Source organism: Pseudomonas sp. G.S.17 (genome assembly GCF_038096165.1).
Classification (GTDB): domain Bacteria; phylum Pseudomonadota; class Gammaproteobacteria; order Pseudomonadales; family Pseudomonadaceae; genus Aquipseudomonas.
The window spans coordinates 527,759-554,325 of sequence record NZ_CP151076.1; the positions used below are offsets into that span (position 1 = coordinate 527,759).

The 26,567-nt window shown below is 59.5% G+C and carries 29 protein-coding genes; 7 read left to right on the forward strand and 22 right to left on the reverse strand.

The features are described from left to right. Positions 1-69 precede the first annotated feature (69 nt). The 19 genes from AABC73_RS02490 to AABC73_RS02580 form a co-directional block, all read right to left on the reverse strand. The gene (locus AABC73_RS02490; RefSeq protein WP_341522314.1) at positions 70-1,296 is read right to left on the reverse strand and encodes a beta-ketoacyl-ACP synthase; all 1,227 of its coding nucleotides are present in this window, start codon (positions 1,294-1,296) and stop codon (positions 70-72) included. Beyond that, entirely contained in the window at positions 1,296-2,024 is a 729-nt protein-coding gene (gene fabG / locus AABC73_RS02495; protein WP_341522315.1) for a 3-oxoacyl-ACP reductase FabG, read from the reverse strand. The genes AABC73_RS02490 and fabG overlap by 1 nt, the downstream gene beginning before the upstream one ends. Continuing rightward, positions 2,021-2,476, reverse strand: a complete 456-nt coding sequence (locus AABC73_RS02500; RefSeq protein WP_341522316.1) for a hotdog family protein — start codon at positions 2,474-2,476, stop codon at positions 2,021-2,023. The genes fabG and AABC73_RS02500 overlap by 4 nt, the downstream gene beginning before the upstream one ends. After that, entirely contained in the window at positions 2,473-3,669 is a 1,197-nt protein-coding gene (locus AABC73_RS02505) for a beta-ketoacyl-[acyl-carrier-protein] synthase family protein (protein WP_341522317.1), read from the reverse strand. The genes AABC73_RS02500 and AABC73_RS02505 overlap by 4 nt, the downstream gene beginning before the upstream one ends. Beyond that, positions 3,666-4,175 (reverse strand): hypothetical protein, encoded by a 510-nt coding sequence (locus AABC73_RS02510; protein ID WP_341522318.1) that lies wholly within the window; start codon positions 4,173-4,175, stop codon positions 3,666-3,668. Before AABC73_RS02510 ends, AABC73_RS02505 begins: the two co-directional genes overlap by 4 nt. Beyond that, the gene (locus AABC73_RS02515; protein ID WP_341522319.1) at positions 4,172-4,906 is read right to left on the reverse strand and encodes a class I SAM-dependent methyltransferase; all 735 of its coding nucleotides are present in this window, start codon (positions 4,904-4,906) and stop codon (positions 4,172-4,174) included. The genes AABC73_RS02510 and AABC73_RS02515 overlap by 4 nt, the downstream gene beginning before the upstream one ends. Continuing rightward, a complete protein-coding gene (locus AABC73_RS02520; RefSeq protein WP_331150525.1) occupies positions 4,903-6,150 on the reverse strand; it encodes an NAD(P)/FAD-dependent oxidoreductase in 1,248 nt (415 codons plus the stop codon). Before AABC73_RS02520 ends, AABC73_RS02515 begins: the two co-directional genes overlap by 4 nt. 84 nt (positions 6,151-6,234) lie before the next feature. Next, positions 6,235-8,595, reverse strand: coding sequence for an MMPL family transporter (locus AABC73_RS02525; protein ID WP_341522320.1), 2,361 nt, complete (start codon positions 8,593-8,595; stop codon positions 6,235-6,237). After that, positions 8,567-9,151: an outer membrane lipoprotein carrier protein LolA gene (locus AABC73_RS02530; RefSeq protein WP_341522321.1), complete on the reverse strand. Its 585-nt coding sequence runs from the start codon at positions 9,149-9,151 to the stop codon at positions 8,567-8,569. The genes AABC73_RS02525 and AABC73_RS02530 overlap by 29 nt, the downstream gene beginning before the upstream one ends. 248 nt (positions 9,152-9,399) lie before the next feature. After that, the gene (locus AABC73_RS02535) at positions 9,400-9,825 is read right to left on the reverse strand and encodes an acyl-CoA thioesterase (protein ID WP_341522322.1); all 426 of its coding nucleotides are present in this window, start codon (positions 9,823-9,825) and stop codon (positions 9,400-9,402) included. Next, entirely contained in the window at positions 9,815-11,362 is a 1,548-nt protein-coding gene (locus AABC73_RS02540) for an aromatic amino acid ammonia-lyase (RefSeq protein WP_341522323.1), read from the reverse strand. Before AABC73_RS02540 ends, AABC73_RS02535 begins: the two co-directional genes overlap by 11 nt. Further along, positions 11,343-12,287, reverse strand: coding sequence for a glycosyl transferase (locus AABC73_RS02545; protein ID WP_341522324.1), 945 nt, complete (start codon positions 12,285-12,287; stop codon positions 11,343-11,345). Before AABC73_RS02545 ends, AABC73_RS02540 begins: the two co-directional genes overlap by 20 nt. Then, positions 12,284-13,018, reverse strand: coding sequence for a glycosyltransferase family 2 protein (locus AABC73_RS02550; protein ID WP_341522325.1), 735 nt, complete (start codon positions 13,016-13,018; stop codon positions 12,284-12,286). Before AABC73_RS02550 ends, AABC73_RS02545 begins: the two co-directional genes overlap by 4 nt. Before the next feature lie 437 nt (positions 13,019-13,455). Further along, the gene (locus tag AABC73_RS02555; RefSeq protein ID WP_341522326.1) at positions 13,456-15,150 is read right to left on the reverse strand and encodes an AMP-binding protein; all 1,695 of its coding nucleotides are present in this window, start codon (positions 15,148-15,150) and stop codon (positions 13,456-13,458) included. Positions 15,151-15,155: 5 nt separating this feature from the next. Further along, positions 15,156-15,716 (reverse strand): hypothetical protein, encoded by a 561-nt coding sequence (locus AABC73_RS02560; protein WP_341522327.1) that lies wholly within the window; start codon positions 15,714-15,716, stop codon positions 15,156-15,158. Next, complete coding sequence (locus tag AABC73_RS02565; RefSeq protein ID WP_020291852.1) at positions 15,713-15,967, reverse strand: acyl carrier protein; 255 nt, start codon at positions 15,965-15,967, stop codon at positions 15,713-15,715. Before AABC73_RS02565 ends, AABC73_RS02560 begins: the two co-directional genes overlap by 4 nt. 9 nt (positions 15,968-15,976) lie before the next feature. Next, a complete protein-coding gene (locus AABC73_RS02570) occupies positions 15,977-16,237 on the reverse strand; it encodes a phosphopantetheine-binding protein (RefSeq protein ID WP_341522328.1) in 261 nt (86 codons plus the stop codon). Further along, on the reverse strand, positions 16,218-17,024 hold the full coding sequence (locus tag AABC73_RS02575) for a lysophospholipid acyltransferase family protein (protein WP_341522329.1): 807 nt from the start codon (positions 17,022-17,024) through the stop codon (positions 16,218-16,220). Before AABC73_RS02575 ends, AABC73_RS02570 begins: the two co-directional genes overlap by 20 nt. Beyond that, positions 17,000-17,719 carry a beta-ketoacyl synthase chain length factor gene (locus AABC73_RS02580; protein WP_341522330.1) on the reverse strand — a complete coding sequence of 240 codons (720 nt, stop codon included), beginning with the start codon at positions 17,717-17,719 and terminating at the stop codon, positions 17,000-17,002. Before AABC73_RS02580 ends, AABC73_RS02575 begins: the two co-directional genes overlap by 25 nt. Positions 17,720-17,983: 264 nt before the next feature. Between AABC73_RS02580 and AABC73_RS02585 the strand changes: the two genes are divergently transcribed. Then, on the forward strand, positions 17,984-18,757 hold the full coding sequence (locus AABC73_RS02585) for a ParA family protein (protein WP_341522331.1): 774 nt from the start codon (positions 17,984-17,986) through the stop codon (positions 18,755-18,757). A gap of 101 nt (positions 18,758-18,858) precedes the next feature. On the opposite strand, the gene AABC73_RS02590 is transcribed toward AABC73_RS02585, so the two are convergent. Further along, on the reverse strand, positions 18,859-19,263 hold the full coding sequence (locus tag AABC73_RS02590; protein WP_341522332.1) for a PAAR domain-containing protein: 405 nt from the start codon (positions 19,261-19,263) through the stop codon (positions 18,859-18,861). A gap of 147 nt (positions 19,264-19,410) precedes the next feature. Further along, on the reverse strand, positions 19,411-19,845 hold the full coding sequence (gene trxC, locus AABC73_RS02595; RefSeq protein ID WP_341522333.1) for a thioredoxin TrxC: 435 nt from the start codon (positions 19,843-19,845) through the stop codon (positions 19,411-19,413). A 260-nt stretch (positions 19,846-20,105) separates the two neighbouring features. Between trxC and AABC73_RS02600 the strand changes: the two genes are divergently transcribed. From AABC73_RS02600 to AABC73_RS02625, 6 genes are all read left to right on the forward strand, one after another. Beyond that, entirely contained in the window at positions 20,106-20,393 is a 288-nt protein-coding gene (locus AABC73_RS02600) for a type II toxin-antitoxin system HigB family toxin (RefSeq protein WP_341522334.1), read from the forward strand. Between the two features lie 4 nt (positions 20,394-20,397). After that, positions 20,398-20,802, forward strand: a complete 405-nt coding sequence (locus tag AABC73_RS02605; protein WP_341522335.1) for a transcriptional regulator — start codon at positions 20,398-20,400, stop codon at positions 20,800-20,802. A 406-nt stretch (positions 20,803-21,208) separates the two neighbouring features. Continuing rightward, complete coding sequence (locus AABC73_RS02610) at positions 21,209-21,652, forward strand: hypothetical protein (RefSeq protein WP_341522336.1); 444 nt, start codon at positions 21,209-21,211, stop codon at positions 21,650-21,652. Positions 21,653-21,757: 105 nt separating this feature from the next. Further along, on the forward strand, positions 21,758-22,573 hold the full coding sequence (locus tag AABC73_RS02615; RefSeq protein WP_341522337.1) for a hypothetical protein: 816 nt from the start codon (positions 21,758-21,760) through the stop codon (positions 22,571-22,573). Positions 22,574-23,346: 773 nt separating this feature from the next. After that, entirely contained in the window at positions 23,347-24,168 is an 822-nt protein-coding gene (locus AABC73_RS02620) for a hypothetical protein (protein ID WP_341522338.1), read from the forward strand. Positions 24,169-24,194: 26 nt separating this feature from the next. Beyond that, positions 24,195-25,112 (forward strand): hypothetical protein, encoded by a 918-nt coding sequence (locus AABC73_RS02625; RefSeq protein WP_341522339.1) that lies wholly within the window; start codon positions 24,195-24,197, stop codon positions 25,110-25,112. Here the strand turns inward: AABC73_RS02625 and AABC73_RS02630 are convergent. Then, complete coding sequence (locus tag AABC73_RS02630) at positions 25,051-26,514, reverse strand: YdiU family protein (RefSeq protein ID WP_341522340.1); 1,464 nt, start codon at positions 26,512-26,514, stop codon at positions 25,051-25,053. The genes AABC73_RS02625 and AABC73_RS02630 overlap by 62 nt on opposite strands. Positions 26,515-26,567 lie beyond the last annotated feature (53 nt).

The following is a 26,567-nucleotide window of genomic DNA, read 5'->3' on the forward strand; positions in this document are numbered from 1 at the left end:
GACCTCTGGGTCGGCGTTTTTGTATGTGGTGCGCCAGGCATGGCGCGTTGCGAAATCGCATTTCACGGATCACCGCCACCGCTTGAAGATCAACGAGGTATTCACCCCGCCAAACGCGAAGTTGTTGTTCATCACGTATTCATGGCTCATGACCCGAGGTTCGCCGCGCAGGTAGTCGAGTTCGCCGCATTGGGGGTCGATCTGGTCGAGGTTCATGGTGTGGATGTAGCGGTCGCGGTTGAGCATTTCGATGCAGAACCAGGACTCCAGCGCACCGCATGCGCCGAGGGTGTGGCCGAGGAAGCTTTTCTGCGAACTGATCGGCATGCGTGGGCCGAACAGGCTGCTGGTGGCCAGGGTTTCGGCGATGTCGCCTTGTTCGGTCGCGGTGCCGTGGCCGTTGACGTAGCCGATGGCTTCGGGCGGCAGGTTGGCGTCTTCCAGCGCCAGCTCCATGGCGCGGCGCATGGTGCTTTGCTCCGGTCGGGTGCTGTGGGCGCCGTCGGCGTTGCTGCCGAAACCGACCAGCTCGGCGTGGATATACGCACCCCGCGCCAACGCATGTTCCAGTTCTTCGAGGACCAGCATGCCGCCGCCTTCGCCGATCACCAGGCCGTCACGGCCTGCGTCATAAGGGCGCGGGCTGGTCTGTGGCGCGTCGTTTTTCAGGCTGGTGGCGTACAGCGCGTCGAAGACCATGGCTTCGGTCGGGCACAGTTCTTCCGCACCGCCCGCCAGCATCAACGGCAAACGGCCGAACTTGATCGATTCATAGGCGTAACCGATGCCCTGGCTGCCGCTGGTGCACGCGCTGGAAGTGGGAATCAAGCGCCCGGTCAGGCCGAAGAAGATGCTGATATTCGCCGCCGTGGTGTGCGGCATCATGCGTACGTAGGAATTGGCGTTCAAACCTTCCGCGACCGAGTTGAGCAGCATATTGCCGAACGCCTTGATCTCGTCGGTGCTGCCGGTGGACGAACCGCACGCAGTGCCCATGCGTCCGTCACGGATGATCGGGTCGTTCAACAGCCCCGCGCCGATCAACGCCTGTTCCGCCGCGCCCACGGCGAGTCGCGAAACCCGGCCCATGCTGCGCAGTTGCTTGCGGGTCCAGTGCGATGGCACCACGAAGTCATCGATGGGTCCGGCGAGGCGAGTGTTGAGTTCGGTGAAACGGTCCCATTCGTTCATGCGCCGAATGCCGCTGCGATTGGCGTTGAAGTTGGCTTCGATGCTGGCCCAGTCGCTGCCCAGTGAGGTGATGCCGGCCATGCCGGTGACGACGACGCGTTTCATCAGCACAGGCCTCCATTGACGGCCAATACCTGGCGAGTGATGTACGACGCTTCGGCCGACATCAGGAAATTCACGGCACCCGCGACTTCTTCAGGGGTGCCCATACGCTGGGCCGGGATCATTTTCATCAGTTCATCCACCGGCACGTTTTCGTCGAGCATGGCGGTGTCGATCAAACCCGGCGCGACGCAATTGACGGTGATCTTGCGCTTGCCCAGTTCGATGGCCAGCGCTTTGGCGGCGCCGATGATACCGGCCTTGGACGCGCTGTAATTGACCTGCCCGCGATTGCCGATCAGCCCGGAAACCGAGGTAATGCACACAATACGCCCGGCCGCGCGACGGCGGATCATCGGCATCATCACCGGGTGCAGGACGTTATAGAAACCATCGAGATTGGTGCGCAACACTTCGTCCCAATCGTCATCGGTCAGCGCCGGGAATGCGCCGTCGCGGGTCAGGCCGGCGTTGAGCACCACGCCGTAATACGCGCCGTGGGTTTCCACGTCGGCTTCGAGAATGGCTTTGCAGCTGGCGCGGTCGGACACATCGAATTGCAGGATGCGCGCCTGACGCCCCAGCGCGAGGATTTCGGCCTGCACGGCTTCGGCGTCGCTGCGCCCGTTGCGGCAATGCAGGATCAGGTCGAAACCCGCCTGGGCCAGACGCACGGCGATGGCGCGGCCGATGCCACGGCTGGAGCCGGTGACCAGTATCGAGTCAGTCATGTTGCGGTTCCTTCGGCCAGGTACTTCGTAGGTTGCGGCGGGCAATACACGTTCAGGCGGGCGAACGCTTCGATGTCGGGGCCGGTCAGGCGGCATTCGAAAATGCCCATGCCGCTTTCGTCCTGCAATGAACGCAGAGCGTGGATGGTCAGTTCGCTACCTGCGGGAAAACAGTCAACGTTGCATTCGAACTTGCGGCTGCCGAGCAGAAAACCGAGTTCGACGTTTTCGCCTCGGGTCCGTGCGCGATAGCCCGCGTAGGCCGCGACACTTTGCGCCATCAGTTCGATGCCGACCCATGCCGGGATGCTGCCGTCTTCGCGGTTGAACAGGCCGCCGGGCCGCACGGTCAGGCGCGTTTGAATCTGTTCCTCATCAAAGCTGAGGATTTCATCGATAAGAATCATGTCGCCAGCATGGGGGATCAGCTCGGCGAGGGGCCATTGCTTCAAGGGGCATCTCCGATAATCAGGCTGATGTTGTTGCCGCCGAACGCAAACGAATTGCTCATCAGGCAGCGCCGGTCAGTGTGCGCCAGGCGTTCACCGGGTGCGGTCCAGCGCAGCGCGGGCAATTGCGGATCGGCCTGGCCATCCCATAATTGCGGCGGTACTGCACGCTCAGTGTTCTCGGGCGCCAGACTCAACCAGCAGAACGCTGCTTCCAGTGCACCCGCTGCGCCCAGCGTATGACCGGTGAGCGGTTTGGTCGAGGAGCACGGCACGCCGTCGGGGAAGATCGCGTGGACGGCAAGGCTTTCCATGGCGTCATTGAGTGGCGTCGCGGTGCCGTGCAAATTCAGATAATCAATGTCCTGTGCCTTGAGCCCGGCGTTATCCAGCGCTTGCTGCATGGCCTGGCGCGCGCCACGCCCGGTGGGTTCCGGTGCGGAAATATGATGCGCGTCGCAACTGGCACCCGCGCCGAGCAAGGCGATGGCATGTTCGCCGTTGCTTTCGCGGGTCATGAGAAACAACACAGCGGCTTCGCCAATGTTGATCCCGTCACGATTGCGCGAGAACGGATTGCAGCGCTGGGTCGACATCGCTTCCAGCGCCGAAAAGCCGTTCAAGGTCAGTTTGCACAAGCTGTCCACGCCGCCACACAACACCGCGTCGCACAGGCCTTGATCCAGCGCGCGGCGGGCACTGAGCAGGGCGCGGGCGCTGGAGGTGCAGGCGGTGGAAATCACATAAGCCGGGCCGCTCAGCTGCAGCCAGTCGGCCAGAAAGTTGGCCGGGGCGCTGAGTTCCTGTTGCTGATAATCGTATGATTCGGGGAATTGCCGGTTGCTCAGCCAGACAGCGATGCTGTCGCTGGCTTCGTCGATGCCCGACGTGCTGGTGCCGAGAATCACGCCGATACGTTCCGGGCCGTGGCGCTCAATTGCCTGGCGAATCTCGCCTTCGATTTGCAGCGCTGCGGCCAGTAACAACTGATTGTTGCGACTGCCATGAGCGGCCAGATGCCCGGGAATCAGCGGCAACTCGGTTTTGACCGCACCCACCGGCAACACGCGCTCGGGCACCCAGCCGCTTTCGTTGCGCATGCCGCTGCCGTCACCGGCAAACAGCCGACGGGCGACTTCTTCGCGGTCGTTGCCCAGGGCGCAAATCAGGCCCAGGGCGTTGAGGTAGGCAGTCATGGAGCGTTCTCGGTGTTCAACGGGCTGATATGAAAAATCAGCGTGTCTGCGTCTTTGGTGTCGGCATCAGCGTGCACGCCAAGGGTAAAGACGTCGGCGGTGCGGTACTCGATACCCCAGCGGTCGCCCAGGCTGCGTCTAAGCCCCTGACGTCGGGCGCTCGGGTACGCGTCGCGCAACTCGGTGTCGGGGGTCAGCGCAAACAGTAATGCGGCGAACAACTCCCGAGCTTCGGCGTTGGGCGGCAACAAGCCATCGGCCTGCCATTGACCGTTGATCAACAATTGCCGCGCCAGCGGAATGCCCAGCGGATCCATCAGCGACCAGCGCAACCCGGCCGATTCCTGCTGAATCACCAGCAACCAGTCCTGACGTTGCTCGCCCTGCTGGCGCTGCACGTGCAATTGCATCGGCAGTTGCAGGCGCGGCATGGCGTCGGGCAGCGGTGCCTGGCTGGCGCACGCGCTCAGCAGCAGTACGCAGGCAATCAACAACGCGCGGATCATTGGGCGGCACCGTTCAAGGGTTTGCGGGCCACGACATTCACCAGGGTTTCTTCGCGCTGGCCCACCGGTGCTGGCTTGCGCAGCTTCAGGCGTTCGAGCAGGCCGAAATCCTTGGCGCGGCTCCACCACAAGTAAGGGTACGAAACGTTCTGCGCGCCGAACTCGAAGCCCTGCTCGCGCAACATCTGCAAATATTGCCCGGCACTTTTCTGCACGTGCATCGGATGGCGGAACAGCCAGCGAATCACCCAAGTGTCGATATAGGCTTCGGTGGACTCGGCAAACAGCAGATAACCGCCGGGTTTCAGCACACGATAGAACTCGGCGAGGGCTTGTTCCTGCTCTACCAGATGGTGAAACGTCTGGTGGCAGAACAACAGGTCAACGCTGGCGTCCGGCACGTTCAAAGCGGCGCAGTCGCTGCCGATCAGCTCGATATTGATGCCCAGTTGGCGGGCTTCGGCGCGGCTGGTGGTCAGGCTTTGCGGATCGGCGTCCACGCCCAGCAGGCGCGAGGGTGCGAACACTCGACACAAATGCTGGAACGACTTGCCCTGGCCGCAACCGGCATCCAGCAATACCGGCTGACTCGGCGGCGCGTTGTCGAACAGGCTGCGCAGATCGTCGATGGCCACCCGCAACACGCGGTGTTGCCAGGTGTAGCTGCGCAGAAACCACAGGCCGAAGCGGGTTTCCTCGACGTAGCTCTCACTCAGGAACGGACCGCTCATGGCTCCATGCCGCCGCAGACTTCAGCCAGCATGCGCAGGCGCCGCTTGGGTTCGGTGACGAACGGGTTGCGTTCGTCCCAGGCATAACCGGCGAGGATCGAGCAGATCATGCGGCGGATTTCCGGGGTGCCGCCTGCGTAAAAGATCACATCCTGAAATATGCCGGTGTACCAGCCTTCGACATACGCCCGGAATGCATCGACGCCGCGTTTGAGTGGGACGGCGAATTCAGCTTCCCAATCCACCGTTTCACCTTGCAGTTGGCGGTGCAGCGAGGCGGCCGCCATGCTTGCCGAGCGCATGGCGATGGTCACGCCGGATGAGAACACCGGGTCGAGGAATTCCGCCGCATTACCCAGCAACGCGAAACCCGGCCCGTGCAGGGTTTTGACGTTGGCCGAATAACCACCGATGGTCCGCGCCGGGGTATCCCATACGGCATCTTTGAGCAGGCCTTTGAGGTTCGGGGTTTCGTCGATGAACGCGCGTAGGCAGGCGTCGAGATCCTTGGGTTTATCTGCGAAACGCTCGGCTGCCGCGACCACGCCGACCGAGCAGCGGCCATTACTGAACGGGATCGACCAGAACCACACGTCGCGGTGCTCGGGGTGAATGCTGACGAGGATTTTTTCCCGGTCAAAACGCGTGCTGTCGATGTGATCTTCCACATGGGTGAACACCGCCTGGCGCACCGGGAAGTTCGACGGCGCTTCAAGGTCGAGCAGGCGTGGCAACACGCGGCCATAACCGCTGGCATCGAGGACGAATTTCGCCTGCACGCTGTATTCGCTGCCGTCTTCGCGACGGGCGCGCAGGATCGGCTCGGCGTTGCTGAAATCGGCGGCGATGATTTCCTGCTGATAGCGGATCTCGACGCCTTGCAGTTCGGCCTGATCGGCGAGCAATTTGTCGAAGTCGCCACGCAGCACTTGAAAGGTCGATGGCTTGCCATTGCTGAAGGTTTCGCCGAAATCAAAGGCGCTGTAACGCTCACCCCAGGCAAACGCCGCGCCGTTCTTCTTCTGGAAACCCGCAGCCTGCACCGCTTCGAGCATGCCCGCTTCCTCGACGAAATCCAGGCAGTGGGCAAGCAGGCTTTCGCCAATGGAGAAACGCGGAAACTGCTGGCGCTCGATGATCAGCACGTCATGACCATTGCGCTTGAGCAATGCCGCCGCGATAGCCCCGGAAGGACCCGCGCCGATGACGACGACCGTGCGACGTTCCATATCAGTTATTGGCACAAGATTTCCTTACCTGTTCAGCAGTGTTCAAGGAGGTTCGCAACGGCACATGACCCAGGCGAGTCGCCAGTGTGAGGAGGATCATCATGAGGCAGTCTCGCCTTCGTTAACCGCTGGCTCGTGCCCGGCGCGGTTCGCCGCCCACGGCGCGAGAATGAAGCTGAACGCCAGGCCGAGGCTGACCGATAAACCAAAGTTGCTGATGGCCGGCGTACCGGACACCGCCAGCAGGCCAAACGACAACCAGGTCGTGACTGCGGCGAGCAACGTACCCAACAGACTGACGGCCGCGCCGCCGATTTGCTCACGCATGAGAATCGCGTAATCGACGCTGATCGCTGTCACCAGCAGCATGCCGAACAGGCTAAACAGCGTCAGCGGTTGACCGAGCCAACCGAGGCTCGCCAGGCTGCACAGCGCCGCCAGCAGCGGCAAGGCGACGATGCGCAGCGCACCGCCGAGGCCGAAGGGCAGGATCAACAGCAAGACGATCAACACACAGGACAGCAGTTTCAGTTCGGCGGCGCTGATTTGCGTCGCGGCAAACACCGTGTTCAGTTCGCCCAGGCGATCCACCAGTTGCACGCCTTCAAGATCCTGTGCCTGCACGCGTAGCAGCGCCGGGTTGTTCAAGCCTTGCAGGCTGACCAGTCCAGCCACGCCATCGTCGGTGGTGCCGAGCCAAAGGGTGCGCCAGGGTTCGCCGAGCGGTCCGGCCAATACTGTTTCGATGTCGGCATTGGGCAGCGCTTGCAGGCGGTTCAATTCGCTCTGCAACGCTGCGGCCGGTACGCCAAGATCAACCAGTGGCTGCCATTGGCTCGCCAGTTGGCCCAGCGCGCGGCGGGTGGCTTCCTGATCGGAAGGTGCCGCGACCAGCTGATTGAGCGACCTGTAACCTTGCAGTTTCTCCATGCTCACCAGCTGATCAAGACGCTGACTCAGCGCTGTCTGGCGCTCGAGCAATTGCTGCTGATCCTTGCCGCGCACCAGAAAAAACTGGCTGGTGGGCTGGAAACCGGTGATGCGCGCGATGGCCTGGGCTTCGTCGGTTAATGATTGCGGCGCGGCAACCCACTGGCGAATGTCGTTCTTGGTGGTCAATTGCCACAGGCCGCCCGCGCAGAACGCCAGCAGCAGCGCCAGCAGAATCGGCGTGCAGATCCGCCGCAACAGGGCTTCGCGGCAGGCCAGCATGTGTTCGGCCAGGTGCAGCGGCCATTGCGCCGGGCGCAGCTCGACGTTGTTGAGCAAGGCGGGCAGGAGGCAAACGGCGGTCAGGTACGCGCCGATCAAGCCCGCCGCCGAGAACACCGCGATCTGGGTCAGCGCCGGGAATGGCGTCCAGGCCAGCGCCAGATAGCCGATGCAACTGGTGGCCAGGCTTAGCGTCAGGCCCGGCAGTGTCAGGCGCAACGCCGGCCAACTGCGCCAAGGCTTGAGGCTCCAGCTTTTCGACAGGTAATGCAGCGGGTAATCCACAGCCACGCCGATCAGGCTGGAACCAAGCACCAGCGTCATCACATGCATATGGCCGAACAGCGCCACGCAGGCCACGGCGCCGAACAGCATGCCGACCATCACCGGAACGAACGCCAGCAACACGCGCCAGCGGCGGAATGCCAGCAACAGCAGCAACAGAATACCGACCGTCGCGCCGCCGCCGACCCAAGTGATCTCGCGGCTGGCCTGACGCTGACCATCAGCGGCGTACAGTAAACCGCTGGCGGCGAGTAACTGGCCGTTGGCCTGCGCCGCTTGTTGGCGCGCATCGCTGAGCAGGTCGGCGACTTGCAGCGGCAAGTGCATGTCGAAGGCATTGCCTTGGGTGCGGGCGCGCAACAGCACCCAGCTTTTGCCGTCGGCGGTCGCAATCAACGCGCCACTGCCGATATCCGGCTGCACCGAGCCGTGTTGCGGCATGCCGTTCTGGATACGGCCGGTCAGCCCCAGCCAGTCATCCTGGCTCGGCACCAGGCTGAAACCGGTGAACGGATCGAACAGGCTTTGCACGCGCTGCTGAATGAACGCCTGGGGATGTTCGATCAATTGCATGCGATTTGCTGCGGGCAGCATCGCCAGCCGACCTTGCAGCAATTGCGTGCGCAACGCGGGCAAGTCCGCTTGCAGACTCCATTGCACCTTCTCGAACAGGCCGCTGGCCTGCCATTGCTCGCTCAGGCGTTTCGCCAGCTCGATGGCTTGCTGACGATCGGCATGCCCGACCAGCACCAGCATTTCCCGATTGAGCGGTTCCTGCATGCGCTGTTCGGCGCGCAATTCCAGCGCATCCGGTCTGGTGCCCGGCACCAGCTCCATGAGGTTGGCGGACAACGGCGCACCGTCGCGCCATTGCCAGCCCGCCAAGGCCAGAACCGCCAGCAGGACAATCAGGAAAAAGCGCGGCAACAAGCGTTCAGTCGGCAAAGTCGTGGCGCTCCGCATCGCTCAAGGCTGGCACACTCTGGCTGTCGAGCATCTTCAACAGGGTGCTGTCACCCTGGGTTTCCAGCAGTTCGATACGCTGCACCAAGGCGCCGCCGTCGATATTGATCTGCTTGAACACTTGCTGCAGCAATAGCGAACGCGGGATCAGCGTCAGTTGCCATGCGCTTGCATCGCCCTTGAGTTGCAGCTCGAAATCGCGCTGCAAACCGTTGCTGTCGCCCTGCAAAACGGCGAGGAACAAACGGTTCTGTTCAGCACCGGCGCTCTTGTTCGGCAGCAATTGCCAGCCGCCATTCGCGCTGGTTTCCCGTCGGGCAATGCCGACCGGGCTGATTCGGTAATCCTGCTTGAGCGGCGTATCCAGCAGCCACAACAGGCCGAACTCCTTGGCCAGCACGAACTTGCCCTTGCTCACCAGCGGCTGAGGCAGCGCGCGCAGGTGTTTTTCCTGAATGAAGCTGCCGCGCACCACCACCGGTTTCGCCAGTTGCTCGCTCAGCTGTTGCAGGTCGAAAGCCTGGGCCAGGGGCGACAGGCAGATCAGTGCGAGCAAGCTGAATACCGTGGGAGCGAGCTTGCTCGCGAAGAGGCCAGTGAGGCTGGTCCATCGCTTTCGCGAGCAAGCTCGCTCCCACACAGACTGTGTGAAAACTACTGCGCTCGACAATACTGCGTTAAAAACAGGCGAAAAATGCTCATTTAGAACACCTAGACTCCGTTTTTCCGCCTGTTTTTGCCTTGTCTTGCCTTCGCTCGTCACGTTTTCACACAGTCTGCACAAGTAATATGGCTGCTGACTTTTCATGGCAAAACCCTTTCCACGGCATCGATGAAGACTTTCGGCGAAGCCAGCTGCATCTCGCGGCTGTCGATATGCACGGCGACCTGAATCGAACTGGCGCGGGTCATGCGTTCGCCGGTTTCGGCGTCGCTGATCAGGTAGTTGATCTTCAAACGGCTTTCCCATTCCACAAGGCTGGCGCGCACGATCAGCCGCTGGCCGAAGGTCGCGCCGCGTACATAGCGCAATTGCAGGTCGATCACCGGCCAGCCGTAACCTGACGCGAGCATCTGCGTGTAGTTGTGGCCGATCTGGTCGAGCAGCGCACAGCGCGCCACTTCGAGGTATTTCACGTAATGGCCGTGCCAGACGACGTTCATCATGTCGATGTCGAAAAACGGCACGACGAACTCGGTATCCGCATGAATGACGCCTTTACTGCGCATGCAACCTCCAGTGGCGATCGGCGATACGTTGCAGGCACAGGCGCAGCTCGCCTTCCAGCGCGCGGTCTTCGATGACCGGCGGGAAATCCTCGGCCAATTGTGCGTGCATGGCGGCCAGCGCCGGCGGCAGCGGGCGCGCATCGGCGGCCTTGCTGCGCAGCCAGACACCCTGATTGGCGGCGATCAAGGTGGCGGCGGCGACTTGCTCGGTCAGCTCCAGCACACGAATCGCGTCACGGGCGGCGATGGTGCCCATGCTCACTTTGTCCTGGTTATGGCATTCGGTGGAGCGGGAAAACACGCTGGCCGGCATGGTGTTTTTCAGGGCTTCGGCGGTCCAGGCACTGGTGCCGATCTGCACCGCCTTGAAGCCGTGATTGAGCATCGCCCGCTCGGCCGTGGCGCCGGACAGGTTGCTTGGCAAGCCGTGGTTGTAGCGTTCGTCGACCAACAGCGCGAGCTGGCGATCCAGCAGATCGGCGACGTTGGCGACCAGATTTTTCAGGCTGTCCATGGCGAAGGCGATGTGCCCGCCGTAGAAATGCCCGCCATGCAGCACGCGCTCGGCTTCGGCGTCGATGATCGGGTTGTCGTTGGCGCTGTTGAGTTCGATCTCGATGAACGAACGCAGCCAGTTCAGGCTGTCAGCCAGCACGCCCAGCACATGCGGCGCGCAACGCAGGGAATAGCGATCCTGCAAGCGATGCAAGGGCGCGGTGGGCGCGTCGATGGCCAGATCCTTGCGCAACCAGGCGGCAACTTGCATCTGCCCCGGATGCGGTTTGGCGGCGAACAGGCGCTCGTCGAAATGCTCGGGATTGCCTTGCAGCGCCACGACATTCATCGCGGTAATGCGCGTTGCCAGTTGCAGCAGGTAATCGGCGCGGGCGAAGGCCAGGCAAGCCAGGCCGGTCATTACCGCCGTGCCGTTCATCAAGGCGAGGGCTTCCTTGGGGCGCAGCACCAAAGGCTGCCAATCCAACTCGCGATGCACGTCGCTGGCCTGGCGGCGTTCGCCACGGAACAGCACTTCGCGCTCGCCGGACAGCGTCGCGGCGACATAAGACAGCGGCGTCAGATCGCCACTGGCGCCCACCGAACCTTCTTCCGGAATCAGTGGCAACACGTCCTGATCGAGAAATGCCTGCAAGCGCTCCAGCAACTCGACGCGTACCCCGGAAACCCCTTGGCACAGCGACTGCAAACGCGCGGCGAGTACCGCGCGGGTGGCTTGCGCGTCGAGCAGTTTGCCCAGGCCGCAGCCGTGAAAGGTGTACAGATGACGCGGCAAGGCTTCCACATGATGCAGCGGCACGGCCACCACGCAGGAATCGCCGTAACCGGTGGTTACGCCATAAATCACGCCTTCCTTGTCCAGCAGCGAATCGAGAAACTGCGCGCCCTTGGCGATGCGCTGGCGAAAGGCGCTGTCACTTTGCAGAGTCGTGGGCACTTGGCGATTGGCCAGGGCCAGCACGTCTTCAATCTGCAATGCACGTTCGCCGAAGGTAACCGGCTCAGGAACTTGATTCGTCATCGGACTTCCAGAAAGGATAGAAATTGAACCATTGTTGCGGGGCTTGCAGGCAATAGTGGCTGAGGCGGTCGGCGTAACGCTGGGCCCATTGGCCGATCACTTGCTGGCGATCACTGCGCCGCCATTCGATCGCGTCGGCGAAAGGTTCGAGAATCACCCGATAGCCGTTCGCGTCCTTGAGGCAGAAAATCAGATGGATCGGACATTTCAGCAGCCCGGCCAGCAACCACGGCCCTTGGGGAAACGCTGCCTTGCCGCCGAGAAAATCCACCTTGGCATTGCGCCCGCCATGCAGCGCGACGCGATCACCGGCAATCGCCAGCCATTCGCCGCGATCCAGACGCTCGGACAATTGGAGCATGATCATCGGGTTCAGCTCGCTGACCTGAATCAGCCGCAAGTGGGTGGCCCCGGCTTCGCCCAACAAGCGATTGAAACGCTCGGCGTGCTTGGTGTGGACCAGCACGTTCATGGTGACTTTTTCGCCCAGCTCGGCCAGGGCGCGACAGACTTCAAGGTTGCCCAGGTGCGCGCCGACCAGCATTTGTCCGCGCTGGCCGCGCAATTGGGTGCGCAATCCGGCGGGGTCGACGATATCGATTTGCTCAAGACGCAGCTTGCCGTTCCACACGTCCAGCTTGTCCAGCAACGAGTCGGCAAATGCCATGAACTGGCCGAACACCCGCCGTTGGGTCGGCAGCAATTCGGGGCGGGCGCTCCATTGGGACAGACGCCGCTGGTATTCCCATGCGCTTTGGCGCGCCTGACGACCAAACAGAAAAAAGTACAGGACGATGCCATACAGCAGCGGGCTCAATACGCGGCGGCCCAGACGCTTGGCGGCCCAGGCGGTGAGCTGCATCAGCATGAAACTGCCGCGCTCTTCATGATCGGCCCAATGTTTGTCGGGCTGCTGATTGCTCATGGCAACCACCGTCGCCAGAGGATCAACGGGAAACGTGCCAGCATGCCGAAGAACAATCGGGTGTGCATTTTCGTGATCAGCACGTTGTCGTGAAACAGGCGGAAGTGCGACACGCCGTCCTGCGGGTAATGCACTTTGACGGGCAACCACTGCATCGGCAGATTGCGCCACGCCAGGCGCACCAGAATGTCCGAGTCGAAATCCATGCGTCTGCCGATCTGCACGGTGTCGATCAACTGCACCACCGGCCGCAGCGGGTAAATCCGGAAGCCGCACATGGAATCCTTGATCTGCAGCGACAGCGTGTTCACCCAGACCCAGAAATGCGTCAGGTAACGGGCGTACAGCCGGCCTTTGGGCACGCTGGCATCGTATTGCGGGTAGCCGCAGATCACCGCATTCGGCTGTAGCCGGGAACGCTCGATGAACAGCGTGATATCGCTCAGATCATGTTGACCGTCGGCATCGACTTGCAGGGCGTGGCTGAAACCCATGCGCTGGGCCTCGCGCAAACCCGCCATCACGGCGCCACCCTTGCCTTGGTTGACCGGCAGTGTGAGCAGGTGGACGTTTTCGATTTCAGCCAGCGTGCGCAAAACCGCCGCACAGGCGGGACTGCTGGCGTCATCCACCAGCACACACGGCAACCCCGCCGCCAAAACCGCCGCTACCACGGAAGACACGGCGGGTTCATGGTCGAACACCGGAATGATTGCGCAGGGGTTATGCATGGGTTGAACAGCCTGTGGGAGCGAGGCTTGCCCGCGAATGCGATGTTTCTGGTTCAAAGAAAGCTGCGGATGTACCAGCCCTTTCGCGGGCAAGCCTCGCTCCAACGGATTTGGGTGATGCCTGCGAAGTCGGCCGATTGATGCAGCTGTTATGAGATCGAACGCCGGAGTCTGTGGGCGCGAGGCTTGCCCGCGAATGCGATGTTCCTGTTTCAAAGAAAGCTGCGGATGTACCAGCCTCTTCGCGGGCAAGCCTCGCTCCAACGGATTTGGGTGATGCCTGCGAAGTCGGCCGATTGATGCAGCTGTTATGAGATCGAACGCCGGAGCCTGTGGGAGCGAGGCTTGCCCGCGAATGCGATGTTTCTGGTTCAAAGAAAGCTGCGGATGTACCGGCCCTTTCGTGAGCAAGCTCGCTCCCACAGATTTTGTTGCGCTTAAACATCCGTCACCTCCAGCAATATCCGTCCGCTGGAGCACGCGGCGTCGCTGTTGCGGTAGGTGAAGTAGAGCTTGCCGCGTTCGGCGTCGAAGCGCAGGGTCAGGCTGATGTCGTCGCCGGGGCGGACCAGTTGCTGGAACTTGAGCACTTCCATGCCGGCGAATTTCGGCGGCAGATCCAGCAAGCGCTGCCCCAGTGCCATCGCCCAGTCCACCTGAACCACGCCGGGCAGCACCGGCGCAGACGGGAAGTGGCCGCTGAAATAGGCAAGGTCGGCCGGGATATGCAGGTCCAGATGCAACACGCCGTCGATCATCTGCTGGCTGATCATCTCCGGCTGGCGCGTTCGCGGCGCCAACAGCACGGCCTGCACATCCGCTTGAGGCAATTTGCCCTGGGCATTGAGCGGCAATTGCCGCAGCAAACGCCAGCGCCGGGGCAGGGCGATGGCTTCACAGTGCGGGCTCAGATGCTCGCGCAAGGTTTGAGTCAGGCTGCGTCGGCCTTGATTGCGCAACGCATTCAACCCGGCAGCGTTGAGCACCACCAAGGCGCCCAGCGATGCGCGTTTTTCCTGAATGACCCCGAAGCGCGCTTCGTTCACCCAAGGATGAGCGGCCAGCGCCTGTTCCAGCAGCGGCAGAGATATGCGCTTTTCTTCGAGTTTGACGATGCGATCCAGACGACCCAGCAATTCGAAGCGGCCGTCCTCGCTCATACGCACGGCATCGGCGCTGTGTTCGATATGGCCCGGTGGCATGTAGGTCGAACTGATCAGCAGCGCCCCGTCGCCATCCTGCTCCAGGCGCACGCCGTCGAACGCCTGCCAGTGGTTTTCTCCCTGACGCCAGGCAATGCCACCGGTTTCCGAGCTGCCGAGAATTTCGGTCGGCCATTGCCCGAGCCGTTCATGCAGGCTGGTGGCGGCATCGCCGGGCAATGCGCCACCCGAGGAAAATACCCGGCGCACCGCGCTCAGGGCCGACCAGTCGAGGTTATCGCCCATGCGTTTGAGCAGCGCGGGGCTGGCGACCCAGGCAAAAGCCGGGTGTTCGCGACTGGCGCGCTGCAAGTCTTCAGGGAACGGCAATTGTTGGCGCACAAAACTACGTCCGGCACTCAGCGGCCACAACACGCGAAACAGCAGGCCGTAAATATGTTGGCTCGCCACGCTGCCGATGATGCAGGCCTGGCCGAGTTCCGCGCCCCACAGCGATTCCAGCGCCTGAATCTCGTTGGCCAGTTGTCGCAGGCGCTTTTCAATCAGTTTGGGTTCGCCGCTGGAGCCGGAGGTACACAGGCTCAGGCGGCATTCGTCCAGATCCAGCAAGGCGGGCGGCAGCGGGTCGGCGTGCAGCTCGCGCAAGTGGAGGTCGTCGGGCTGATCGGTCAACCAGCCATCGACGTGCTCGGCCCAGCGTTCGCGGGTCTGCGCTTGCAGGTCGGCGGGCAGCAGCACGCTGACGCCAGCGCGCCAGGCACCGAACAACGCGACGGCCAGTTCCCCGGCATCTTCCAGATGCAACGCCAGACGCTCGATGCCCCGGGCTTGCAGTGCGGCGGCGAGGCTCAAGGCCTGGGTGCAGAATTGCGCGTGGTTCAGCGCGGGTGCCTGGGTCAGCTCGCGTTCGGCGTGGGGTTCGAGCAGCAGTTGCTCAGGCTTGATCCAGTTGAGGGCGATCGGGTTCATGGGGTTCAAGTGTTCCATTTGAGTTCGCCGCTGCGCACGCGCCGGCGGACTATCCATTCGCCTGCAAACAGCAAGGCCATCAACCCGTAGGAAATCAGTCCGGTGTACAGCGTCCACCACGACAGCGGCGCCCACAGGGTCAGACCCGCAGCCATCAAGCCGTTACCGAGGAAGAACCAGCACCAGACTTCAGTGACCTGGCGCGTGTAGCGCACCGCGACGTCGGGCAGCTCCGCCTCGCGCATCCGTGCCAGACGCTCGACTATCGGTGGGCCATAAATCAGGCTCAAGCCAAACAGGCCAAGCATCGAGGCGCTGATCAGGACCGGATACCAACGCAGCAACAGCGGACTGTTGAACGCGCCCAGAAGCAGGCAAAAACCAATGGCGACCAGCGGGGTGATCAGGCTGCCGGGACGCCTTTCAGATGTCAGCGCACGACCCAGCCACAGACTGCCCAGCAGCAAGGCAAACTGCCACGGCGCGAAGTGTTCGGTGCCGTAATAAACAGCAAACGGATACACCGCGCCCACCAGCAGCAGCCCTACGCCGATCAGCCGCTTCATGCGGCGGCGTTGACCAGACGGTAAACCGCCTCGACCACATCGTTGACGGTGCGTACGGCCTTGAATTCCTCAGCTGCGATTTTTTTGCCGGTCTTGCGCTTGATGTGATCGATCAGGTCCACGGCATCGATGCTGTCGATTTCCAGATCCTGATAGAGATTGGCTTGCAGACTGACTCGCTCAGGCTCAAGTTCGAACAGCTCAACCAGCGCCTCGCGCAGGATTTCGAAGATGTCTTCACGGGTTTGCATGTTCAGTCCTCAGGCCACTTGCCGGGCGCTGACAAACGCCGCAAGGCTGTCCACGCTGGTGAAATGATCGCGGGTGTCCTTGGCGTCGGCATCGATCTTGATGCCGTAGCGCTTCTGGATGGCCAGGCCCAGCTCCAGGGCGTCAACGGAGTCCAGTCCAAGGCCTTCGCCGAACAGGATTTGATCGTTGCCGATGTCGTGGGTGCTGATGTCTTCCAGGCCCAGGGCGTCGATGATCAACTGTTTGATGTCACGGTGCAGATCGCTCATCTGAGGCGAGCTCCTTGATGAAATAGTGATGCAGGTAATCGTTGAGCTTGCGCGAGGCGACGGGCGCCGGGCCAAGGGCAGCAAAGGCTTGTGGATCTATATCGGGTCCGACGCACAGGCTGAAATGCACGCGACGCTGGGGGATGCGGTACCAGGGCTCGGCCTTGGTCAATGTTGTCGGGCTGACCTTGATCACCACCGGCGTGATCACGCGGGCACCACGCAGGGCAATCGAAGCCGCGCCACGGTGAAATTCCGGAGCCTGACCCGGCTGGGTGCGGGTGCCTTCCGGGAAAATGATCAGTGTCTGCCCGCTGCGCAAGGCGTCTGCGGCGTTATCCAGCATGTCGACGTTGCCGTCGTTGCTGATGTACTCGGTGGCACACACCGGGCCGCAGGTGAACGGGTTCTTCCAGAGGCTGCGTTTGACCACGCAGTTGGCGTCGCGCACCAGCCCGATCAGGAACACCACATCGATCAGCGAAGGATGATTGGCGATGATCATCTGGCCCGGACGGCCCAGCCTTTCTGCGCCTTGAACGTCATAGGTCAGCACGCCGAGGCGGGCCATGATGCGAATGAACAGCCAGAATAACCAGCCAATGGTGCGTCTGGCCCGTTGCCGGTGGGCGAGGGCATCGCCCGGCAACCAGCCCAGAATCGGGAAAACTACCAGGCGCAGGCACAGTCCCCCCACCCCGAACAGGGCAAAGGACATCGCGGTGGCCAGCAGACGCCAATAGTAGGCGTCGCGGCCTCTATTCAGCGGCTGCGTTGCCAATTCCATAACCGGTTCTTCCAGGGATGTTGGCAGGCTGTCTGGGCAGTGTTGAGCGCGCACAACAGATTCAAAGCATGGGGCCACGGGCTACGCGGAAGTTCTTCGGCATTGGCATTCAATGACAGCTGCCAGTCGTCGCCGGGTGTCAGCAGCAGGCCCACGGCATAGGGAAACGGCACGTCGTCGATCCAGTCGGCATAGGCTTCGGGAGGCTGTTCCTCGGTAATCACCAGCAATACCGCAGGCGCGCCTTCGGCCAGCAAGGCGGCGGCTTCGAATGCGCCGTGCTCCAGGCCATCGCCGGTGGCCGCCAAGGCGGTCATTTCGCTGGTTTCGCCACGCATGATCGACCACAGGCCAATCACCGAGTTGTGTACCGACAAGCTGAATTGGGTGGGTGACAGCGGCTGCTCGGTCGCGACATCGCAGAGAATTTCAAAGGTGCGAGGCGTTTCACCATGGCGTGACACGAACACCAGCGGCAGACGTTCATGCCCTTCGGCCAATGGCCAGCCCACCGCAAAGGCCATGCGGGCCATACGCCCCAGCCGCCGACGCTGCATGGCCGGCAGAAATGACACGTCCGGAGCCTCATCGCTGCTGTGTAATAGCGTCGGTTGTTGGCTCCACTGCTGCCACTTTTCGACGTCCGCCAGGCCGGGGGCCCAGGCGCGCCATTGTGCGATGTTGAACGTGATCAAAAATTCTCTTCCCGCCCCTGCGGGCTACTTCTCGCTGCGTTACTGCCAGGGATATTGCCGACCTGCGTGCGACATTGGCCGAATGGCTGGCATTATCCCGGTGGGGGTGATGAGTAGCAATTTGTTAAGTAAGAAATATCCATTTGAAGTGTAGGTTTCGTCGTAATTCTATGTCTGATTTGGTGAAGCGCTCGCCCTTGTCACACGCATTGCATAGACTCGTTCCATTCATCGGTTTTCTTCAACCTACCAGGAGGTCCGTCCATGCGTCGGGTGGTATTCAATCAGAAAGGCGGCGTTGGCAAGTCCAGCATTGCCTGTAATCTGGCTGCGGTCAGCGCCCAACAAGGCTATCGGACGCTTTTGGTCGATCTTGATGCCCAGGCTAATTCAACCCAATACCTGACTGGCCTGACCGGCAACGATATCCCTATGGGAATCGCGGATTTTTTCAAGAACACCCTGTCTTCCGGGCCTTTCGCCAAGAAAAACCATGTCGATATCTACGAGACGCCCTTCGACAACCTGCATGTGGTGACGGCCACCGCAGAGCTGGCCGACCTGCAGCCCAAGCTCGAGGCCAAGCACAAGATCAACAAGCTCAGGAAATTGCTCGACGAGCTGGACGGCGATTACGAACGCATCTATCTGGATACACCGCCAGCGCTCAACTTCTATGCGGTTTCAGCGCTGATCGCGGCTGATCGCGTCCTGATCCCCTTCGATTGCGACAGCTTTTCCCGACAGGCACTTTATGGCCTGATCAAGGAAATCGACGAGCTGAAAGAGGATCACAACGAAGAGCTGCAAGTGGAGGGGATTATCGTTAATCAGTTCCAGCCCCGAGCGAGCCTGCCGCAGCAGATTCTCGATGAACTGATTGCCGAAGGATTACCGGTCTTGCCGGTGTATTTGAACGCTTCGGTAAAAATGCGTGAGTCGCATCAGGCGAGCACGCCACTGATCTACCTCGATGCGCGGCACAAACTGACCCAGCAGTTTGTGGAGTTGCATACGCTGCTTGAAGCGAAGCCGTAGGAGGGTGCGAGAAACGTCACGAGCGAAGGCAAGGTAAGAATTCAACGGTAGGAAGGGATTTGTCCCCGAAGACGTTAAATTCTTCCTACCGCCGCGTGCGCCTAAATGACATCCGGAATCGGCGCAAACAACTTGCAGCGTATGGTTCCGTCCTTGATTGAGCGGTTGATCCGCTCGGCTTTCGCTTGCGCCTGCTCGGCGAGTTCGGCAGGAATCGTGATGGCGGCGTCCATATCAGCCTGAATGATCTGCTGGGTCGCGATGAGCGTGTTGGACCCCGGCTTGCAGCCGCATTGCACCAAATGGCCGTGGGTGGCGACGGCAACGAATTCGTCAATGTACGTGGGGTTGCCTTCGGCGATGTACCCGACGCGTGCACACGCCGAGCACCAGACCGGATCGCCCATGCGGGCAAACCGCCGCAGTTCCATCAACTCCGTGGCGGATGCGCTCAGGACAAAACCGCCGCTGGTGGTTGGATCGCCTTCCCTGACTACATATGACATGGCTTGTACTTCTCTCGACGCTGGCTGGAATGCGAATGCTAGGTCGAAAAAAGCGTGTCAGGGGCATCCAGATTGCGTTTAGGACAAGTCCTACGGCAAATTCGGCAAGCCATCACAAGCTGGGTTGGCGCAGTCCTTCACAGACGCTCAAATGCCCTGACTTTTCAGCCAGGCGAGCAACTGCTGTAACGGGAACGCGCCGCTTTGGCGGGCGACTTCCTTGCCGTTCCTGAACAGGATCAGGCTGGGAATTGAACGTATGCCCAGTTGCCCCGAGAGCTGCTGGTTGGCTTCGCTGTCCAGCTTGGCCAGACGGCAGCGTCCGGACAATTCGGCAGCCGCCTGCTCGAAGATCGGCGCAAACGACTTGCACGGCCCGCACCACTCAGCCCAGACATCCACCAGCAGCGGCAGATCGCCCTTGATCTGGCTGGCGTAATCGCCTTCAGTCAGATTGAACGGTTTGCTCAGCAGCACCGGCTGTTTGCAGCGCCCGCATTTGGGCTGATCACCCAGGCGCTCGGCAGGGATGCGGTTCAGCCCGTTGCAGTGGGGGCAGGGGATCATCATTGATTCGGACATGACGGCTCCAGTCATTGAATAGCAGTGCGCCGATTGTACCGTCCAGTTGGCGTTCAGCTGTAACTGCCATCCGAAACGAAGGCCGAAATCGGGCTGCTGCCGGAGGTGGCAATAGCCCGCTGTCGCGGTTAACGGCGCTTAGGGTCATTTGGCCATGGGGTTGTGGAAGGTGTAGGAAAGGTCTATTTTTGGCTATCGCAATTTGCGATACTTGTTTTCTCGTTTAGCATCCTGCCGTGAGGTGCGAGATGGAATAGCGGATGCGGGTAATTACTGAAAAGCGAATATGGAAAGCGAAGGCCAAATGGCCGCGCTCAGCTATCGCCCTGGATACTTGGTATCGAGTCATCAAGGTCAGTAGGCCAGACGACTTTGCTGCGATGAAGGCGGTGTTTCCCTCTGTGGATAAGGTCGGGCCACTGCACGTTTTTGACATCGGAGGCAATAAGGTGCGCTTGATTGCATGGGTGCATTACTCCGCTCAGCGGCTCTATATCAAGCATGTCCTCGACCATTCTGAATACGACAAGGGCAAATGGAAGGAGTAAACAAATGAGTGCTCTCATCAAACAGGCCGCTGAGCATTGGCAGTTTGTATCCCCCCTGTTGCGCAAACCGGTTAATGAAGCGGATTACGATGCCTTGGCTGGCTCGCTGGACGAGCTACTGGCAATTATTGGCGAAGACGAAACTCACCCGCTGGGCAGCCTGACAGAGCTGATCGGGGACTTGATTGAAGCATATGACCATGAGCATCGGCCTTTGCCTGCTGTCTCAGGTGTTGAAACATTGCGCTATTTGATGCGTGAACACGGTTGTTCTCAAGGGGATCTACCGGAAGTCGGGACCCAATCAGTTATTTCCGAAATCCTGAGCGGGAAACGTCAACTTAACGTTAGACAGATAAAGCTTCTGGCGGAGAGATTTTCTGTTCCCGTGGCGGTATTTTTTAACTGACTATTCACGATATATAAAATACCGAATAAGCACCGCTTGTGAAACGCCGTACGTTGTAGTGCGGCTTGCCCACGAACCGGCCACAGGAGCGACTGTAGGAGCGACTTTAGTCGCGAGAGCGTCAACTGCCCTCCCGGCTAAAGCCGGTCCTACAGCAAACCTCGCCAAGGGCCACGTTCGGGCTGAACGCCTACTCCATTAGAGATTGGTGATCGAGAGTTACTTAATTATATTCCTGTAGGACCTCTCTTACTGCGGTTAGGTACTTATCTGAAAATCCATTATTGTTTGTCTGCTTTCACCCTGCAAATACAGGGCTTTGCGTAAAACCTATCCTTTCGAGTAGTTGTCAGCCATTTTTAAAATGGGTACCGTTTTTTCATTGTTATTTGAAAGGTACTCAGCGATGAAAAACAAAAATGCATTGAAAATTTGTGGTGGTGTCGTTGCTTTGACTATGGCGGGTTATGCTCAGGCAGGGCCCGAGGTGACGATTACGTTCAAGAATAACGGTACTGCTGCAGCGAGCTATGACGTAGTTGGCAGCAGTGCGTACAGTTATGCGGAAGCTCGCCCAAAGCCCAAAGCTGAAATCAACCCCGGTGAGTCAGATGTCTATGGTGTAAAAGGGGCGCAGTCTCCTGATGTGGCAACAGTCGTTTTTCAATACAAAATGGGGGCTAAGATCTGCAAGTTCAAAACCAGCTATGTCAAATTGCCGAGTCGTAGCGGGACCGTGCCGAAGTGGAACAAAAGCGAACAATCGCTGGGTGGCGCGCGTTGCGAAGCAAGGATTACCGGCACTAATTTCGCCACTCACGATTGGACGGTGGAATTCTCAATGAAATAAGTCTTCCGTCATGCAGTCCGAATAGCCGTAGCCTCATAGAAGTGTATAGGTTCATGCCGGCGGGCTATTCGGACTTCTTTTTCTGTCCGTTATAAAGGTGTGCTTATGATAAACAGTATTCCTGGCGGCATGCGCGTTACACTTGCCTCGGTTTCACAAGTTGGTCATTCTCCCGCTGTAGCTTCCAGTCAACCTGAGTTGGCATCGCCTGTGGGTTCTGAAGGTGCTCCAGTACTGTCCAGCCTTTCTATTCAGTTGGCGGCGAGTGCCAAGCGCGTCGAAGTGCTAGAGCAGACGCTGGACCGACAGCAGCTTAAAGTCGAGGCGCAAAGACTAAGGCATCAAATTTTGGGCGACGCCTATCAGGCACAAAAAGAAATACACAATGCGGAGATTCCCAAGACGACTGACCCGGACTTGTTGGAAAGGGCCAAACAGGCAACCCTCCATGTGGTCCACTCTGATAGACATGATCGAAGCGTCAAAAATCCATTTGCGGACTTGTCGAGAGAGCAGTTAAATTTTATTGTTTATGATGAATCAGGTGCCTACACCATCAACGAACGACGCGCTGCCTGGTATCAAGTAAGTAATATCGAAACTCACTGGAATAAGGGGCTTTGGGGGCCAGCAGAAGCAGAAAAAGCCGCCACGGGCGGCCGCAAGCCTGGGTTCTACACTGAAGTGCTAAACCACTATAAAACGCTTCCTCTTATCGAACAGGCCGACTACCCTGAAGAGTACGAAACACGTCTCCTGGCCAATATAAAAGAAGACAGCGACCCCCGCGCCGAGAAGCCCAAAGACTTCAAACTCCTGACCCTGTTCGAAATCCTGGCGAAGCTGAAAAGGCCTGGCAAAAATGAGTCAGAAGACGCCAATCCAGTGGGTAACGCACCAACCCTCACGAAGAACAGCTGATCTCCAGATGCTTCCCCACTCCGGCGGGCGTTCGGCGTAGTTAGCCATGCCGGGTTGTTCGGTGAAGGGGTTGCACAGCACGCTGTGCAGGCGGCGTACTTCTTCGTAGTTGCCGTCTTCAGCGGCATTGATGGCGCTTGTCCACGATGGCTGTAATTCGGTACTGCATGTGGGTCAGGCGTATCAGGGGCGTCTGGGCTGGCTATCGAGGACAAGTCCTCTCCCACAAAGGCCCGTTTAACACACGGCAAGGCCTTCCCACCAACTTCAACTCTATTATCAACTTCTTCCCGGTGGCTGAGAGTTAATTAATTATATTTCTGTAGGACTGTTCTTACGATGAATGGATGCTTATCTGAAAATCAAAAAATTGTTTTTAGCTTTCTCCCTGTAAATACAGGGTTTTGCTAAAAACCTATCCTTTCGGGCAGTTGTCAGTTGTTTTTAAGATGAGTACTGTTTTTTTATTGTTATTTGAAAGGTACTCAGAGATGAAAAATGAAAAATGAAAAATCGTTGAACGTGGGTGTTGCTGCTGTTGCTTTTGCGATGGGGGGTTATGCCTAGGCCGGGCCGGACAGCCCTTGGGTGGCGCGCGTTGCGAAGCAAGGATTACCGGCACTAATTTCGCCACGCACGATTGGGCAGTCGAATTCTCAATGAAATAAGCCTTGCGTCATGCAGTCCGAATAGCCGTAGCCTCATAGAAGTGTATAGGTTCATGCCGGCGGGCTATTCGGACTTCTTTTTCTGTCCGTTATAAAGGTGTGCTTATGATAAACAGTATTCCTGGCGGCATGCGCGTTACACATGCCTCGGTTTCACAAGTTGGTCATTCTCCCGCTGTAGCTTCCAGTCAACCTGAGTTGGCATCGCCTGTGGGTTCTGAAGGTGCTCCACTATTATCAAGCCTTTCTCGCCAATTGGCCGCAAGTGCTTCGCGCGCTGAAGTGCGGGATCGGACTCTGGACCGGCAACAGCTTGGTGATGAGGCGCGCAGGCTGCGGGGTCAGATTATGGGCGATAGTTACGAGGCCCAAAAAAGTCTGCACAACAGCGAAGTCCCTGATACGGATGATCAGGACTTGTCGAAAAGAGCCGAACAGGCAACCGAATATCTGGCTCGCTTTCATCTGGAGGGTCGCAACCTTAAGAATCCGTTTGCGGAGTTGTCGAGGGAGCAGCTTAACTTGATCGTCCATGACGAACATGGACCTTATACGATTAACGAAAGGCGTGCTGCCTATTACGAAATCAATGGTGTCGAATCCAAGTGGAACAAAACGTTATGGGGGCCTGCCGATATCGAGTCTGCGATGAATGATGGCCGAACTCCAGGGTTCTACACCGAAGTGCTAAACCACTATAAAACCCTTCCTCTTATCGAGCAGGCCGACTATCCCGAGGAGTACGAAACGCGTCTGCTGGCCAGGATCAAGGAAGACAGTGATCCTAACGGCAAGAAGCCCAAAGAATTCAAACTCCTGACCCTGTTCGAAGTGCTGGCCAAGCTTAAAAAATTTGACAACCAAGAGACGGCTGACGAAGCCAGTCCGGCAGTTGGCGCGACCTCGGTCACGACGACCAGTAACTAGATATTAAATCTACGGAGGTGTCGCGTATGGTCATTCAAGTTCAAGGTCCAGCTACGTCTGCTGTTTCCAGGCCAGCGCCTGCAACTGAAAGTATGCTGTCGACCGGAAAATCAACTAGCCCAGTCAGAGTGTTCAACGAAAACTCAGACAAGGCCAGCATGTCTGCCCTTTCCCGCCAACTGGGTGAAAGCGCGATTCGCGCCGAAACCCGTGATAAAGCGCTCAGCCGCAGTGAGTTGGGTACAGAGGCGGACAGGATACTGGTGTCGCTGGTGGATAATTACGAGGGGCTGAAAGACGTCCACAATCGCGAAGTGCCCAAGACTGACGACCCTGACCTGCTCAATCGGGCTGAACAGGCCACAGCGTTTCTGGCCAAGAGATTCTCGGGTGACGAGGGCGGTAAAAGTCCTTTCTCCGGATTGTCGAGGGAACAGCTGGTGCTGATCGCCTATGACGACAAAGGGCCGTATACCGTCAATGAGAGGCGTGTGGCGTGGGGGGATGCGCAAAAACTGGAGTTCGAATGGGGGCGCAACACGGTGGTGCAAGGCTCATTAGAGTCTAGTGTCACCGGTAAAGCTCCCAAGTTTTTCACCGAAGTCCTTGCCCATTACCGAGCCCTGCCCGCAATCGAGCAGGCGCAATACGACGAGGGTTATGAAACCCGCTTGTTGGACAACATCAAAAACGACGGCGGTCTCCCCAAGCAGGACGACCACCTGCCCAATCTGTTCGAAATTCTCGCCGGCCTTCAGCGGCCAGAGAAGAAACCTGAGAAGCAGCCCGCCAGGGACGCCGCTGACACCGTCGAGACACCAGCCAAAGCCAAGGCCGACACGCCAGCCACTCAGGCTGCTGCCGCTCCAGAAACAGCAACCCTCAAGACGAGCAGCTTATCTCCAGATGTTTCCCCCACTCCGGCGGGCGTTCGGCGTAGTTAGCCATGCCGGGTTGTTCGGTGAAGGGGTTGCACAGCACGGTGTGCAGGCGGCGGACTTCTTGGTAGTTGCCGTCTTCGGCGGCATCGATGGCTTTTTGTGCAAGGTAGTTGCGCAGGATGTACAGCGGGTTGACCGCGTGCATGCGCGTCTGGCGCTGTTGCTCTGTGCCGTTGTCTTGCCGGGCGTTGCGGGCCAGGTATTCCTGGCCCCAGGCGTCGAAGCCCTTGATGTCGACGAAGTCGTCGCGCAGTGAAGCCAGGGCTTGAGCGGCAGGATCGTTGCCCAGACGGCGGAAGAACAGGGTGTAATCCACGCCGCTGTTTTGCATCAGCTTGAGCAGTTTTCCGATCAGTTGTTCGTCAGCCTCTTCGGCGCTGGTCAGGCCCAGGCGGCGGCGCATCAGGTCCAGGTAGTGCGCCTGATACAGCGGCAGGAACAAGCCGAGGGTTTCGCGCAGGGCTTCGACACTGATGAATGGCGTCAATGCCTGGGCCAGCGCGCTGAGGTTCCATTGGCCGATGGGTACCTGATTGCTGAAGGAGTAGCGGCCTTCGTGATCGGAATGGTTGCAGATAAAGTTCTGGTCGAAGTCATCAAGAAACGCGAACGGCCCGAAATCGAAGGTGATGCCCAGAATCGACATGTTGTCGGTGTTCATCACGCCGTGGCAGAAACCATAGGCCTGCCACTTGGCGATCAGTTCGGCATTGCGCTCGACGATTTCCCGGAACATCGCCAGATAGGGTTCGGCCTGTTCAAGGCACTGCGGAAAGTGCATGGCCAACACGTGCTCGCCCAGTTCCTTGAGTTGTTCCGGCTGCTTGGTGTAGTAAAAATATTCGAAGCTGCCAAAGCGAATATGACTCGGCGCCAGACGCAGAACCATTGCCGCACGTTCCTGTTTTTCCCGCCAGACCGGCGTGCTGGAGCCGATCACGCAGGCGGCGCGGCTGCTGGGAATGCCCAGCGCGTGCAGCGCTTCGGAGGCGAGAAATTCACGGATCGAGGAGCGCAGCACCGCGCGGCCATCACCCATGCGCGAATACGGCGTCTGGCCAGCGCCCTTGAGGTGCAAGTCCCAATGCTCGCCCGCGTCGTTGTAGACCTCGCCCAGCAGCAGGCCGCGCCCGTCGCCCAGGCGCGGATTGTAGGAACCGAACTGATGCCCCGAATACACCATCGCCCGAGCATCTGCGTCGGCCCACAATTTGTGGCCGCTGAAGATTTCGGCGAACACCGGCTGTTCGGCTTGTGCAGGATCGAGATCGAGCAAGGCCAACGCCGCATCGCTGGCAACCACCAGGCGCGGGTCGGCGATGGGCTCGGGGAGTACCGAAGTGGAGAACGCATCGCCCAGACGGGCAAAGCGGTTATCGAAGGTCAGTTCGTCGAGGGCTTTCAAGGGCCATCTCCAGCAGAATGTCCGACTAGTTTGCTAGGTTATTTGTCATGAGT

Excerpts from the sequence above, each read along its gene's own strand:
- AABC73_RS02490 (WP_341522314.1), bottom strand. The coding sequence starts at position 1,296 with ATGAAACGCGTCGTCGTCACCGGCATGGCCGGCATCACCTCACTGGGC.
- fabG (WP_341522315.1), bottom strand. The coding sequence starts at position 2,024 with ATGACTGACTCGATACTGGTCACCGGCTCCAGCCGTGGCATCGGCCGC.
- AABC73_RS02505 (WP_341522317.1), bottom strand. The coding sequence starts at position 3,669 with ATGACTGCCTACCTCAACGCCCTGGGCCTGATTTGCGCCCTGGGCAAC.
- AABC73_RS02510 (WP_341522318.1), bottom strand. The coding sequence starts at position 4,175 with ATGATCCGCGCGTTGTTGATTGCCTGCGTACTGCTGCTGAGCGCGTGC.
- AABC73_RS02515 (WP_341522319.1), bottom strand. The coding sequence starts at position 4,906 with ATGAGCGGTCCGTTCCTGAGTGAGAGCTACGTCGAGGAAACCCGCTTC.
- AABC73_RS02525 (WP_341522320.1), bottom strand. The coding sequence starts at position 8,595 with ATGCGGAGCGCCACGACTTTGCCGACTGAACGCTTGTTGCCGCGCTTT.
- AABC73_RS02535 (WP_341522322.1), bottom strand. The coding sequence starts at position 9,825 with ATGCGCAGTAAAGGCGTCATTCATGCGGATACCGAGTTCGTCGTGCCG.
- AABC73_RS02540 (WP_341522323.1), bottom strand. The coding sequence starts at position 11,362 with ATGACGAATCAAGTTCCTGAGCCGGTTACCTTCGGCGAACGTGCATTG.
- AABC73_RS02545 (WP_341522324.1), bottom strand. The coding sequence starts at position 12,287 with ATGAGCAATCAGCAGCCCGACAAACATTGGGCCGATCATGAAGAGCGC.
- AABC73_RS02550 (WP_341522325.1), bottom strand. The coding sequence starts at position 13,018 with ATGCATAACCCCTGCGCAATCATTCCGGTGTTCGACCATGAACCCGCC.
- AABC73_RS02555 (WP_341522326.1), bottom strand. The coding sequence starts at position 15,150 with ATGAACCCGATCGCCCTCAACTGGATCAAGCCTGAGCAACTGCTGCTC.
- AABC73_RS02560 (WP_341522327.1), bottom strand. The coding sequence starts at position 15,716 with ATGAAGCGGCTGATCGGCGTAGGGCTGCTGCTGGTGGGCGCGGTGTAT.
- AABC73_RS02565 (WP_020291852.1), bottom strand. The coding sequence starts at position 15,967 with ATGCAAACCCGTGAAGACATCTTCGAAATCCTGCGCGAGGCGCTGGTT.
- AABC73_RS02570 (WP_341522328.1), bottom strand. The coding sequence starts at position 16,237 with ATGAGCGATCTGCACCGTGACATCAAACAGTTGATCATCGACGCCCTG.
- AABC73_RS02575 (WP_341522329.1), bottom strand. The coding sequence starts at position 17,024 with ATGGAATTGGCAACGCAGCCGCTGAATAGAGGCCGCGACGCCTACTAT.
- AABC73_RS02585 (WP_341522331.1), top strand. The coding sequence starts at position 17,984 with ATGCGTCGGGTGGTATTCAATCAGAAAGGCGGCGTTGGCAAGTCCAGC.
- AABC73_RS02590 (WP_341522332.1), bottom strand. The coding sequence starts at position 19,263 with ATGTCATATGTAGTCAGGGAAGGCGATCCAACCACCAGCGGCGGTTTT.
- trxC (WP_341522333.1), bottom strand. The coding sequence starts at position 19,845 with ATGTCCGAATCAATGATGATCCCCTGCCCCCACTGCAACGGGCTGAAC.
- AABC73_RS02600 (WP_341522334.1), top strand. The coding sequence starts at position 20,106 with ATGCGGGTAATTACTGAAAAGCGAATATGGAAAGCGAAGGCCAAATGG.
- AABC73_RS02605 (WP_341522335.1), top strand. The coding sequence starts at position 20,398 with ATGAGTGCTCTCATCAAACAGGCCGCTGAGCATTGGCAGTTTGTATCC.
- AABC73_RS02610 (WP_341522336.1), top strand. The coding sequence starts at position 21,209 with ATGAAAAACAAAAATGCATTGAAAATTTGTGGTGGTGTCGTTGCTTTG.
- AABC73_RS02615 (WP_341522337.1), top strand. The coding sequence starts at position 21,758 with ATGATAAACAGTATTCCTGGCGGCATGCGCGTTACACTTGCCTCGGTT.
- AABC73_RS02620 (WP_341522338.1), top strand. The coding sequence starts at position 23,347 with ATGATAAACAGTATTCCTGGCGGCATGCGCGTTACACATGCCTCGGTT.
- AABC73_RS02625 (WP_341522339.1), top strand. The coding sequence starts at position 24,195 with ATGGTCATTCAAGTTCAAGGTCCAGCTACGTCTGCTGTTTCCAGGCCA.